This window comes from Desulfosporosinus paludis, assembly GCF_045689965.1.
Classification (GTDB): domain Bacteria; phylum Bacillota; class Desulfitobacteriia; order Desulfitobacteriales; family Desulfitobacteriaceae; genus Desulfosporosinus; species Desulfosporosinus paludis.
In genome coordinates, this window is record NZ_CP144211.1 from 438,747 (window position 1) to 451,452 (window position 12,706).

Annotated in this window: 15 protein-coding genes; 1 reads left to right on the forward strand and 14 read right to left on the reverse strand. The window is 42.6% G+C overall.

From position 1 onward, the window contains the following. Window position 1: 1 nt before the first annotated feature. The 7 genes from VZF35_RS02125 to terL form a co-directional block, all read right to left on the reverse strand. Window positions 2-445 carry a hypothetical protein gene (locus VZF35_RS02125; protein WP_407310526.1) on the reverse strand — a complete coding sequence of 148 codons (444 nt, stop codon included), beginning with the start codon at window positions 443-445 and terminating at the stop codon, window positions 2-4. Continuing rightward, complete coding sequence (locus VZF35_RS02130) at window positions 445-828, reverse strand: hypothetical protein (protein WP_407310527.1); 384 nt, start codon at window positions 826-828, stop codon at window positions 445-447. Before VZF35_RS02130 ends, VZF35_RS02125 begins: the two co-directional genes overlap by 1 nt. A 14-nt stretch (window positions 829-842) precedes the next feature. Then, a complete protein-coding gene (locus VZF35_RS02135; protein ID WP_407310529.1) occupies window positions 843-1,079 on the reverse strand; it encodes a hypothetical protein in 237 nt (78 codons plus the stop codon). A gap of 53 nt (window positions 1,080-1,132) precedes the next feature. Then, window positions 1,133-2,203 (reverse strand): hypothetical protein, encoded by a 1,071-nt coding sequence (locus VZF35_RS02140; RefSeq protein WP_407310531.1) that lies wholly within the window; start codon window positions 2,201-2,203, stop codon window positions 1,133-1,135. Between the two features lie 90 nt (window positions 2,204-2,293). Continuing rightward, window positions 2,294-3,592, reverse strand: a complete 1,299-nt coding sequence (locus VZF35_RS02145) for a DUF6582 domain-containing protein (RefSeq protein ID WP_407310533.1) — start codon at window positions 3,590-3,592, stop codon at window positions 2,294-2,296. A gap of 16 nt (window positions 3,593-3,608) precedes the next feature. Further along, a complete protein-coding gene (locus tag VZF35_RS02150) occupies window positions 3,609-5,639 on the reverse strand; it encodes a phage portal protein (protein WP_407310535.1) in 2,031 nt (676 codons plus the stop codon). Window positions 5,640-5,646: 7 nt separating this feature from the next. After that, window positions 5,647-7,317, reverse strand: a complete 1,671-nt coding sequence (gene terL, locus VZF35_RS02155; RefSeq protein ID WP_407310537.1) for a phage terminase large subunit — start codon at window positions 7,315-7,317, stop codon at window positions 5,647-5,649. Window positions 7,318-7,430: 113 nt separating this feature from the next. Between terL and VZF35_RS02160 the strand changes: the two genes are divergently transcribed. After that, a complete protein-coding gene (locus VZF35_RS02160; RefSeq protein ID WP_407310539.1) occupies window positions 7,431-8,270 on the forward strand; it encodes a tyrosine-type recombinase/integrase in 840 nt (279 codons plus the stop codon). 46 nt (window positions 8,271-8,316) lie between these two features. Here VZF35_RS02160 and VZF35_RS02165 read toward each other — a convergent pair whose 3' ends face one another. The 7 genes from VZF35_RS02165 to VZF35_RS02195 all read right to left on the reverse strand — a co-directional run bounded on the left by VZF35_RS02165 (window position 8,317) and on the right by VZF35_RS02195 (window position 12,704). Then, window positions 8,317-8,736 (reverse strand): DUF2829 domain-containing protein, encoded by a 420-nt coding sequence (locus VZF35_RS02165; protein ID WP_407310541.1) that lies wholly within the window; start codon window positions 8,734-8,736, stop codon window positions 8,317-8,319. Between the two features lie 124 nt (window positions 8,737-8,860). Further along, window positions 8,861-9,487, reverse strand: coding sequence for a hypothetical protein (locus tag VZF35_RS02170; RefSeq protein WP_407310543.1), 627 nt, complete (start codon window positions 9,485-9,487; stop codon window positions 8,861-8,863). A 356-nt stretch (window positions 9,488-9,843) separates the two neighbouring features. After that, window positions 9,844-10,260: a phBC6A51 family helix-turn-helix protein gene (locus tag VZF35_RS02175; protein WP_407310545.1), complete on the reverse strand. Its 417-nt coding sequence runs from the start codon at window positions 10,258-10,260 to the stop codon at window positions 9,844-9,846. A 681-nt stretch (window positions 10,261-10,941) separates the two neighbouring features. Next, window positions 10,942-11,367, reverse strand: coding sequence for a hypothetical protein (locus tag VZF35_RS02180; protein WP_407310546.1), 426 nt, complete (start codon window positions 11,365-11,367; stop codon window positions 10,942-10,944). Next, complete coding sequence (locus tag VZF35_RS02185) at window positions 11,364-11,756, reverse strand: hypothetical protein (RefSeq protein ID WP_407310548.1); 393 nt, start codon at window positions 11,754-11,756, stop codon at window positions 11,364-11,366. The genes VZF35_RS02180 and VZF35_RS02185 overlap by 4 nt, the downstream gene beginning before the upstream one ends. A 3-nt stretch (window positions 11,757-11,759) precedes the next feature. After that, a complete protein-coding gene (locus VZF35_RS02190; RefSeq protein WP_407310550.1) occupies window positions 11,760-11,993 on the reverse strand; it encodes a hypothetical protein in 234 nt (77 codons plus the stop codon). 30 nt (window positions 11,994-12,023) lie between these two features. Continuing rightward, window positions 12,024-12,704 (reverse strand): hypothetical protein, encoded by a 681-nt coding sequence (locus VZF35_RS02195; RefSeq protein ID WP_407310552.1) that lies wholly within the window; start codon window positions 12,702-12,704, stop codon window positions 12,024-12,026. Window positions 12,705-12,706: the final 2 nt, after the last annotated feature.

A 12,706-nucleotide genomic window follows, 5' to 3' on the forward strand; every position in this document is an offset into this window, starting at 1 on the left:
ATCACTTCCTCATGTAAGGAGTAATAAGATCAATAATTTCTTCGGTTAGTAATGCTGAAATTTTGTAAGAATTAATGTTTTTATGCTGTAAGTTTTCCGTCAGTAACTTACAAGCCTTTTGGATCGGTTCGGGTAATTTTTCATAACCAACTGTGTAGGTTACTTTTGCCTCGGTCCAACATGAGTTAAGCACGCCGCCAGGAACTTCGAATTGATCATCTATGCGAGTAATGCTATCAGGGTGGATATTAGCCCACCCCGAAGCTCCGAAAACATCCGATTGTGCCCATTCTGTAGCTCTGGCCTTAACTTCATTGATTCGCACAATGGGATTGTGGTTTAATTTACCGATGTTTCGAGCAAGCTCAATTTGCTCGGTAACTTGCTTAGTTCTAAATGATTGACCACAATGCGATTCGATAATAGATAATGCTTTTTGATCCATTAGGATTTTGCCGTTAATCCTGCTGTAAATGTAAACGAAGGAGTTGTCCCGCCTAGGACCCAACGCAAACGAATTTTTTCGCCAAAGTTTGTAACGGCCGTAGTAACTGTGGCCACGCCAGTTTGCTGTGCAATCGTCACACCTGGAACCGTAACGTATTTTCCACTCAAGAAATCCAATGTTTCAAAGTAAAAATTTGCAGTTGGGGTAGTTCCTGATGCTGCAGTGATATCAATTATTAGGAGTCCTTCCTTGTTTTCCGAGACATCAAAAGTTCCCGAATTGCCGCTTGCTGTTTCCGCTCCTGTGGCGTGCAGGGTAAATTCTTGCGTATTATTGACGATTGCCACCGCATTGGTGAACGCGCTTCCTAAACGATCCAATGATTATTCCTCCCTTATTCTTTAATAAAGCCAAGCCCCATAAGCTCGTCGGCAACGGCCTTTAAGACCGTGGCCTTACCATTTTCGAAGTTTATACAACCGCTCGACATAAACATTGAATGTGATCCAACTCTTTCTGAGGTCAAGGATTCGACTAACTCCACATCGACCTTGCCAGAAATTTTATTAGCAACAGATTCTGCCGCATCTTTAACCTTGTCGAGCATGACCTTTTCTTTTGATTCGGGCATGTGACTTATCCTCCTAAAATCTTAAAGTAAAAGGAGAGGCGTAAAGGCCTCTCCTATCTGGAAACATAGCCGTACGAATGAGCGTAGGAAGCGCCCTTGACAATCGCACCAGTATTAAAGATTACTGCTACGTATTTGTCCGCCAGGTCCGACACCAACCCAAGCTTATAGATTTGAATTTCAGGCATTCCGATCCACCCTTGCTCCATAAGATCCATAGAGCAGATCATTAATGGGTAATCTGTAGATGCTCCCTGAACGCTAGATACCCGAGTGGCCATTTCCCATGCAGGAATTACGGGTATAATCCCCGCGGCAGTGCGAATGGCAGGAACGATAATCCCCGGCACAACTTCAGTTTCACCCGCTGGAACTTGCTTCATGGTATTGACCGCGTTCTTAATTTCTTGCTCTAAGATATCAACAAGCAAAGGATTCATAAAGATGTGAGTCGGGCGAACAACAACCACTTGACTTGCCATCAAAGTGGCAATCTTAGTACGAATAGCATCAATGATAGAGGCGCCGGGATTAACTTGGATAGTATTTGTGATCTGTGTTTTTAATGAGCAATATTGAACGCTGGAACCATCAGTAAGGCTCGTAGCTGCACCGGTAAAATATGCGAGGTCAGCGGCCTGATAAATGGCAGTAATCATGTCTTTCAGATCTTTAGCGACTAATTGGGGGAAAATAGAGGTTTGCGCAGCGGTTTGTTGGTCGAATAAGCCAAAATTGATTTGGCCCGTAAGCGCACGAACATTGGCCGCATTTTCAGTCCGGAGAGAACTACCATTATTCGCAGCAGTAGGAGTAATGTTTCGCGGATCAGTAAAGCCGCCAGTGTTAGGCAGCACGTATTGTTCGTACCAACGATGAGGATGCCCTACGGCCGGTGTTTGCTGTTGTTCAATCAATTGCCCAAATACCCCACGCCGACGAGCGATATCTTTGATTTCTCGTTCAAATTGTGGAGTGAGCAAAGTACCAAAGTTTTGATAATCGGTAGCGGCAGCCTTGAGATCGGCAGCGGCCTTAAGGGTTACAACTCCCTTTGCATATATTTTGGTTAACCCTTCATCGTCGCGGTCAACGAATCCAACTTGATAGCGGTTATTTGACAATGTAATCACGCTCCTTATTATTTTTGGACATTAAAAAGCCGCCTTAGAAGGCAGCAAAAAAGACCTATGCAGTTTTTTGCACGGTCTTACTTATTTGGAATATACGGCGGCTAGTTTTTCGGCCATGGACATGATTGGATCGAGGTTTTGCTTATCGATACTGGCGAAAACGTCTGTTTCTTTTCCGCCGTCACCTTCGGTTTGACCTTCGCCTTTTTCAAATTTAGCAATAAGCTCTTTGGATTTGCGAGGCGGTTCAGCACCAGCACCAGCATTTACCGTTGCTCCTACCCCCTCAGTTGCCCCGGTTCCTTCGGTCGAGGTTCCTTCCTGTGCTTTTCCAGCCTTTAATTCTGCTACATCTGTAGCCAATGTGGTTACGACTGTGGTCAATTTTTCAAGGGCTGCACTAATTTCCTTAGCTTCCACGTCTCCATCTCCTTTTAAATTTTTGTTCCAATCGGAAGTATCTACTCCCAATTCCTTAGCTCGTTTGAGAATGTTATTCCGAGCCTCTTCTTTTTCGGCATCTGTTAACCCCTTTTTGCGGTTAACCATATCCCATGCCATTCGGACGTGTTTTTCATCGTTCATGGGAAAAGCTCTTTTTGATGGTAAAGCAAAATCTTTAGCATCCATCTTTTTGCGCTGGTCTGTTGTTAGTCCGGAGGCCTTGATTTCGTCCTCATCCTCAAATTCTTCTTCCACTTCCTCAGAGGCATTGGCTATATTGACTTTTTCGAGTACGTCTTGAAATTGGTCAAGGCGTGTATCAACATAGTCCTTCAAGCCGCCTATAGCTTCAAGTAAGGTAGTGGTTAATGCTTCCATACCTTCAGGTAAGGACATATTTCCAACTCCTTTCGCCGCAAGAGATGTTTTTTGATATGCGGCAGATTTTTTGAACAAGATAGCCGCTCCGGTGAATATTAACTTTTTGGCCTTTGCTACTTGTTCACCGTTATATTCACTTGATTCCAAGGATGTTTTGCCAGTCTCATACGAAAAACCAAGATCATTCTGTGATGCTTTAATATCCATCGCCTCATCAGGAAAGTTCTTAGCAAATATATGTCCTTTGACGTGGATCGGAATGCCATCTCCCGAATCTTCACCGACCCATGCATCTTCAAATATGCCCACTACCTTTTGCGAGTCGTGATCATCCATACTGGATTTGAGATTTACAGGCATCCCTTTAAGGCTTTCAACGGCCTCTTTGCCAACATCCAGAGGGATAAGCACTTTTAACCCTCCTGATCCTCCAGGCGGAAGGTCTGAGGGCACATTAAGGTAAGTTAAAACGCCACTGAAAGGCATTTTGTTTGGATTATCAAGATTTCCAAGTCTCACTGCGCCACCCATGGCACTGAGCATTAATTCATTCACTTTCACTCACCTCCTCTCAACTCTTCACGATGGCATAGTAACGATGTGGGCAATTTTGGTGTAATGGTAATTCCGCAGGAATGGTGTCTAACGTATAGGGAGCGCCGTTGATGATGTCTAAGCAAGCGTCATGCTCTGAGCTGTCGGGCAAAACTTCATATTCGGTTTCTGGGGCAAATTCTTTGTCATGTGCAAATAAACCATCATTCCACGCTTTGCCGGATTCCTGTAACGCTATTTGCTCGGCTTTGTAATTTGCACGTTCTGCAAGCCATCCTTTGATCTCTGATTCAACCTCTTTGACAAGTTGATCGGTTGGCATTCCGGCTCGTTTTTTAATCTCTTCGTCCAAGCGATTTAGAAGCTCTTTTTTATAGGTCTTCATGATCTCGTTAGACATTTCTTGGGCTAATTGTTCATATTTTACCTTGATCTCGCTCGGCACTTCGTTAAGTACCCCGCCTCCGGTTTCTAGCCGCCTGCGATTATAAGAGGATAGCCAAGTGTCATTGTAAAGTTGTGTTAGGCCATTGGTTAGTTCGATTTGATTATCCTTGGTTGGCAAATAGCTTGAGTAAAGATTATTAATCGAATTTGCCGTACCGGAACGCACTTGAAGCATTAAGAGAATAAATAGCTGAATGAACTTTTTTTCATCGTGGTTCGTATTGTTATCTGCAGCCGCCTTTAATGGGTTTGCGGTTTGATTTAACGCCGGTTTGGTTTGAAGTGCTGGCGTATTATAGCCAGGGTTCATGCCAGTTTTTTGCTCATCCGACATAACGCCAGGTGGAGGGGCATTCGTGGTATTAAGCGCGCAATAAATGGCTCTGTATTCGCCCACGGTGTATTGCCCTTTGCCATTAGGTAGTGGAGGATCGCCCATTTCCCTGCGGATTTCATCTATCATTCTGAGGTCACATGTAGCATAAATTTGATGGATAGCTGCTAAGGATTTACGATCTTTGTAGTTTGTTGTCCACCTAAACTGAAATACTAACTCAGTAAAGCCTAATTCTTGAATGATTTCCCGGTTGATAGCCGCTGTGATCGAGTGGGCTAATGGTCTAATGGCTCCTTCGTCTGTCGCATCATCAAGGATATCGCCTGTTGCTCTGCTTGCTAAAACTGCACCGAACTTTTGACTGTCCATTCCAAAGGCATTAGCTATTTGGTTTATCAGGAATTGTTGCCATTTAAGGAACAACGCCTCATCGTTGGCGGCACCTAGCTCAATAGACTTTGATCCCTTAGTACCACCATATATGGCCATCCTTCCTCGGCCTTCTACCTCATCGCGCCAATATTGGCGGAATTCTTTAACCTGTTCTTGGTCAATTTCTTCCCCAAGATCAAGCGCTTTTCTGGCAGTAGCCTTTGATGTTGCGCTGCCCGCATAGGCTTGCGTGCCTAAGAGATAGTCAATGGTTTGAGCTGCTACTTCCAAGGGCGATAACCCCCAGGGTGTACTTGTGCGAGGATTATAACGGAGATACATAATTTCACTGTCTTTAAAGTCAACAACCGCACCATAACGGTCAACTTGTGCATATTTAGCCTTACTGTCTGATCCGTCCCAATCTGCATAAAGTTCAAGGCTTGCGGCATCAAAGGGATATAGAACCAGTGGCTTGTCCTTGTTTTGGGGCCATGGGCGCTTTTCCGTCGGAGAATGACCTATAACAAGCAAATCCTCAACAATCATCTCGTTAAAAGTGCGCCAAGACGCTTGTTTGTTTGGATACTCCAAGATGTTTTTGATAATTTGAGCGTTTTTCTTTTGCTCATCCGTTAAGCTGCTGCCATCTTTTGTAACAATGTCCCATTCCAGCATTGAAATTTGATTCTTAATATAATCCACGGCTCTACGAGGGATAGGGCTTTCGCTAAATGCCCTCAATTTGGTAAAGTTCATGCTTATTTTGGGCTGGGGCCGCCCTGATCCACTCGTGAAGGAGAAATAGAAAGGATTTATTCCGGCCTTTGGTTTTGGGGCATTGCCAGTAATAGCGGCCCATAAATCGCTCCAATAACTTATGTTGTTCACCCCCTCTCTACAATGTTCCGAATGCCAACCTTCGTTTGTTTTGGCGAACTAAAGATACTGCCATCTCTAGGCCATCCGGTCTGTCGTCATACTTCGGGAGACTCCCGTCAGTTCCGACTTCCTGTAAGTCTGAAATTAATTCTCGCTGTGCTTTTGTAAATCGAATAAAGCCATTCGTTGTTAATGGCTCAAGAGATGCTATCCGTAGCCACTTATCCTTGCTTTGATTAATCTCGCGGATTGGAATATATACACCTTCTATGGCGCTTCGTTTAGCTAAATCAGTGGCTAGGAGGTATTGAAATTGAACCGTTTCCACGCCAAAACCTTTGTAATCAAACTGCTTCGCCTTCTTGATAACATCCTCGATAATCTTGTCTGGACTTCTTCGCTTGGCATCTACATCCAAGACATAAATAATGCCGGTCTTTCTATGCCGGCCAATGGTCACTATTGCACTTAAGTCTGATTTATCGGTTCTGCCAAGGGAGGGATCAAGTGCTCCATAGATATCAAGATCATCCATGTTGATTTCGGATAGATCGTAATAGGTGAATTGATTAAAGAGGATTGTGGTTTCGTCTTTGGGATCTCCTTGATATTCCTTGAGAAATGATAATCTGTTCTGTTGCCGAAGCACCATGAGGTCATAGAGCGACATTCTTTCAGGCCAGAGAACTTCTGATCCTCGATCCATTTCCTCACGGTTATGTTCGTAAAACTCTAGGGCCTTGGCTCCAGCCATTTGTGCCGCTTCATCTTCGTTTTCTGCATCGTCAAAATTTCTATTGGTTAATATCTCGCCCCATTGCTCCCATAAATCCATTCTCTCAGGCCAAGAAACAATTGCAGAGTAGCGTTTAGTTTTAAATCGAGTATCGCCTTTCATGACTCGGTTTAAGACTGAATCAATATGGAGAATCGTACCAACCCATATGATTTTAGTTCCACCAGGAGAAGGAGAACCAAGGGGCACAACAACCGAATTAAACCACTCGTGCATTTTATCTCGATAATCAGCACTATTTACGTCAGGGTCCTTCTCGATATCATCCATTAGAATCCATGGACGGGCACCAAGATGATTAAGTCCACGTAGGGCATCCCCTGAGCCTGCCGCTTGAATCTTAATACCGGTAGAGGTAACAATCTCCATCATGGACCATTGTGACTTATTATAGAGATCACTAAAGTCTCTTCGTAGGTCATCATTGTTCATTAACTCGTACTTAATCATGGCTAAGAGTTGCTTGGCTCCTTCTTGCCTGTTACCAATAATGACTAAGTAAGGGTGAATCCCATAGCAGGCTGTATGTAAAGCTGTGATAACTGTTCCGAAAACTGATTTAGCATGAGAACGAGGAGCAACTGCTGCGAAGAATGAATTATGCGTCGTGTCGTCAATAGCATCTTGTATCATTTTTGCCATGTCGTAATGAAATGGCGGTGAAGGAGTTTCTGGCTTTAACAGTCTCCCGTTGTTAAAATATCTTTTCGCAAAGGCTATACGGTCCCAACGACATTTCTCAATTTCTCTTAGTCGATCCAGCTCTCGCAAGGTAGCGACATACTTCTTTGTATCTACAGGTGTTAATTTGCCATTATCGTGCAATTGTCCGTAGATTTTAGCCTGTTCCGTTAGGATTCCAATCCTCTGTAATCGTTCCTGGTCGGTCATAGAAAATCACCTTCAATAGTTCGTGTAATTATTTCGCTAAACCCCTTGTAATCACGGTTTGATAATGGTATATTATGCGTATAAATAGTTCGTGTAATTAAGGAGGTTTAATTATGACTCACCAAATTGATTCTTTTATCACCACCGGAATGAACGGTCGATCTGGATCTACGCAGAAAGCATATAGATACTCACTTGAGCGTTTTAATGAATACTTGGAAGGCTCCGGCGGCTTACTCGACAATCTCACGCGATTAGACGTTCAAAGTTATGTTTCTTGGATGCAAACGGTTAAGAAAAAAGCCGCCTCCTCAGTACTCCGTGAATATGCCGCCGTTGCAGCGTTTTGCCATTGGAGTAACCAGGACACAGCTTTAAAAGATATTCGATTGCCGCAAGCACCTAAGATTTTGAATGTGGCTCCGAAGTCACTTGGTAAGAATGACCGCAATCGACTCTTGAGGGATGTTGAGCGAACCAAGAACTTGCGAAACATGGCTATAATCAATTTGTTAATCAGAACCGGCCTTCGTGTAGCTGAATTGGTTAGTCTAAATCGAAACGATGTTAAAATGGGCGCTCGTAGAGATTCCTCTTATATCACCATTATTGGCAAGGGTAACAAGGAACGTAAGATTCCGTTGAGCGCCGAAGCTCGTCAATATCTCAAGGAATACCTAGACGCTCGTCAAGATAATTGTGAAGCTCTGTTCGCCACGGAGAAGGGATCTCCCAAGCGGCTTAGTGTTCGTGCTATTCAAAAGTTATGTTCTCATTACGAGATTAATCCGCATATGCTCAGGCACACAAGAGCGAAGTCATTGGTTGATGCTGGTGTAGATCTTTCGACGGTGGCTGAAATATTAGGCCATGCGGATATCAATGTGACCAGGCGCTACACTAAGCCGACGATGGATGAGATGTTGAAGGCGATGGATAAGACGGATTTTTAAAAAAGTATGGTTAAGGACTCCCATAAGAATTGGAGCCCTTTTATTTTTACTCAACTATTCGCCAATCTTCGGCCATGATATCGGTTATGCTCGGAACCCATGTATTATATTTACCGGTAACATTAAAGAGCAATAAACAGTCATTGTTTATCTGTATATTGTCAGGGGTATAGAGCTTAGTTCTGGTGACATGCATGTTTTTACCATTCCAACCTTCACGTGCTATGCAAAAGCCTTTTACCGTGGCCTCTATTGCCAATCCAAATGTCATTCCGTCAGTTTTGCGGTAAGCTTCTTCGAAGATTTCTTTAGGAGACCAACTGACATAATTATCGGGATAAATAACTCTATATCCCTCTCTTAACGGATTTTCATTCTCAGGAATTGTCCATCCTCTTGATTTATTATAATCACCAAGATTCATAGGTTCTGCAGTAATAATCTTCGCCCCGATATACTTTTCCATACTATAAACTCCCTTTCAATTACCCTAAAATAACTCCTTAGGTGGGGTCATATCGCCCCACTGAGTGGTGTCATATCGCCCCACTGCCTATCCTGGAAACCGCATGTACCAAGGGTTTCAATTTTTACTCCTTCTTAATCTTTGAATCCGTTTTTTCGTCTTTAAATTCAATCGGCATGATCGGCTTCCATTCCACATTCTTAAACACTCCGTGTTCGGCGGTATCCTTGAGCGTCTTACCGAATACAGCTAAGTTGCTATTCACCATGTATTTATTAGGCGTTCTATCCCCTGTTTTCACTATCGCAATTAAGCCGCACTTGTTTAAAGATGCTAGATACGTCGATAACTGTTTTCTGTCACACTGAAGGAGTGCTGCCAAAGTCGATTCATTAAGAACTTGATGAGTATCAGGGTGAACAAGGATATTAGATCTCCAATCGGTAAAACCGATGAGGGACATTAATACTCCGCGTTCACCAAATGACAATTTCTTCTTTCTTATTAGGTCATTCCAATTATCCCTGTATACGCAGATGAAATCCGGGTTAGTTGGGGTATTACTTTTCTTTTTGCCCTTTTGTTTTCTCCCCGAATCAATTTTATGAACCATAACCTTTTCGTCATCTTGTCGCCAAATATCCTTAATCCTATATTGAGTGTAGAGTTTTTCGCCCGTATTTTTATCTACAATAACTCTGGTATTTTCGTCTATTTGAACTATTAAGGTATGGTCATTCGTTTGATACACCTCTTTCAGACAACAATAAAACCCTTCGATAAAGTGAAGGGCCCGAGATTCTAAAAATTTTTGAAAATTATTTTAGAGGTATTGAGGTTTTGGATTCTGGATTTGCATAAAAAAGATGGCTGCCCTCGACTTTTTGAAGTGTTATAAATACGTGTGAAAAGGCGGCGCGGTGTTCGGTGAAATACCCACCCAATTTCTTGCAAAGGAGTGGCATACGTACCCCCATACGCCCCATCTTTAGTCGTTGTTATAGTGCGTATAATTAGTATTACACGTACTATATGAGCTATTTAAGCCCCTATTTAGGTGTGTAATTGGCTAGTTATGAACTAAAAATAGTACGTGTAATTACTTCGTCATTCGCTATCTACCTTTGCCCTTAATGTATCTAGCTCATTAAGTAGTTCACTGTTGCTCTGCTCGCTGATTTCTGTAGTTATGTTAGCTGTAACCTCTTGTTTCTCTATTAGCATACCTTGAGACTTGAATAATACCTCTACGGCCTTCACGTTGCTTCTATTACGTATCTGTTTACGTAGGGCAGAGAACCCTTCACTGATCATTTCGCTAGCGTAAGAGTCTACCAATTGCTTCCTGACTGCCTTAAAATCATCATCTTGGGTGCGCCAATTAAATAGTTGCCGCTCTGATATTCCTACTTCTAGTGCTATCTCATCATAAGTCATTCGTGGTGCGTCAGGGTCTACTATCTGTCTTGTGAGAAGCAGTAAAGCCCTCTGTTTTTCGGGTTTCATGTCCTCAAATTTGACCATTTTTACTACCTCCAAAAGTGAAAGTTTATCATATAGGGCGAACGTGCGCCGAAACCAATAATTTTCAAAGCACTTTTAAGAAATATCAATTCATCATCATTGAATTATTCCTTCATCTAATGCCATTAAATAATGCTCATTCAATCAAATTTCCCATTTTGTAATCAATAACCCTAGTAACTCTAATAATACTTCTCTGTTACTCAAGGCTCGATTTCTCTGCCGCCCTATGATCTTTGATGCCCTAGTTCCATTCGAGCAGCTAGATTAAATCGGCCCCTCAATCCCCTTGTTCTCTCGCATCATATGATCAAACGCCCTGAACCTCTTGCTCTCGGCGTAAAGTTCGTCTAATATAGCGCGAACAGAACAACTGCTATTTTTCCAGTTATTACAGTTGCCACAATTAATGGCAACGACTTTTTCTCTTGAAGTAAATCCAACGCATTCGAATGCCGGCTTAAACATAGTTGATCACCTACCTTAAAAAATGAACGCCCATCAATTCGATAGGCGCTCTAGTGGAGGATAAAAAATGAGCCAAAAAGAAAAGCGCTCCAATTAAGGAACGCTACAGATAGGCATAAAGAAAGCCCCGCCGATTTTTGTCAGCAGGGCGTACGTATTGAGTCCATTATACCATGCTTTGTCAAGATTGGTCAACTATGCTATACTAAAAGTTTATACTCCCCACGTTTTAAGATATTCTGCCATTGTCCTTGGAGGTTTTTTGTGTCTCTTACTTTTGCTCCCTCCTCCGTGTACAACTCCACCATCTAATGGTAACGGCTCCTTATGATGCAAATCCGGTGTATGTTTGGAATAAAACTCATTCAAACCCTCATCTGGTGATAAAGTCAAGAATCGCTCTGCCCATGTACCCTTTATTTTCTCTGCCGACTCTATAGCATCGGCTTGTGTAACTTTTTCCGCTATCTCAGCGGCTTGACGAAGAATTTCAGGACCGGTTTGCTCTGGTTCGTCAAAGATTGATTCTTCAATTGGTTCGCCGTAATACAACCCTGCTTTGCACATTTGGTAATTTGCGCATAGCTCGCAGTTTGTCCATCCGTTAGGGCATTCTCGTATTCCGTTAGGGCATTTCATTCGTTAATCACCCTCTCGGCTAATGTAATATCCATCCTAACCCTCGGATGATACATCCTTTGCCCCTGATTTTCTTCAGCCTTTTCCATGGTAGTCAATGTCTTAAAGAGATTAATCTTAAGTTGCTTATTATTGTCCAGGAAATCCTTCAGGTTCCTCATGATTTCCATGGTGTCTTTTAGATTTCTCCTACGCTGTCTAATCTCTTGAAGTTGCTTAGCCAATTTATAACCACGAAAGACATCAAACTTAGTTAATTCTATCTCATGAAGCAGATCTTGAGTTTCCATCTCACAGGATTTAAGATCATCAACCCAATTACCCCATTCCTTCTCAATGGTATTTAGGGAATCAAGGAAGTTTTTGGTTGTTGAGATTGCTTCGGCCATCTTTTAATATCCACCTTTCTCCCCTCTACGATTTTTTGCGTTTTTTATAAATAACGTCTTGTTTCTGTTTTCTGCAGGCAAAAGACAAGTTGTACAAAGCATATCTTCCTCATCCTCAGTTTTATCTTTAAGAAAATAACTCGCCAGCATTTGAATGTCATTCACTTGGCAAATCTCGATAATTTTAGTCATTAATGGTGCTATCTGTTCATCGTAAATTTGTTCTTTGTCGTACAAGTATAACTCCCCCTCGCTTTATCCACATATTCACAGTTTTTCCACAGCACTAACGGGTTTCCTTAAATGCCCGCCTCTATTCACGTTCGCAGGCAAGCCATTCCTATGTCGCCATTTCGTGATATCCTGCCATTTAACTCCAAGTTCCTTTGCGATAGCCGTATCCGTCATTCCTGCATGATAGAGTTCTAATGCTTTGGTTTCGTCGAATTTTATGACAGGTTTCTGTTTACTCATGTTTGCCGCATTCCTCCACTTTGATCTATCTTTCGCAATCTCCCCAATCTCCCTCTTACTCATGGGTGGAGTAGAGCAAGCCTTTTCCATATCCCATCCGTGTTTTACCCTATAGATAAAATGCTTATATAATCCTAATGCTTTGGCTCTATCCGTAAATTCTTTAGGATATCTCCTACTCCGTTCAGCCGTAGCGTTGCCAATATCCATTATCGGTGTTGTTGCTGCTTTCTCGTGGCTCCATCCTCTTTTGAGTCGCGAGTGAAATGTCGGAGCAGAAATTCCATTTGCTATGGCTATTTTGGGCCATTCTTGATGGCTTTTGAATTGGTGTAATGGCTCGGTGATGGCCCTTTCCTTGGGCCAGCCTTGACTTCTAACTCGAATATTAACCGCTCGTTCTGGAATGCCATTTTGTTGGGCTGTGGAGTATTCTTGGGGCGTAATGTAGTAAGAGTGTGTCATCTTAATCATTC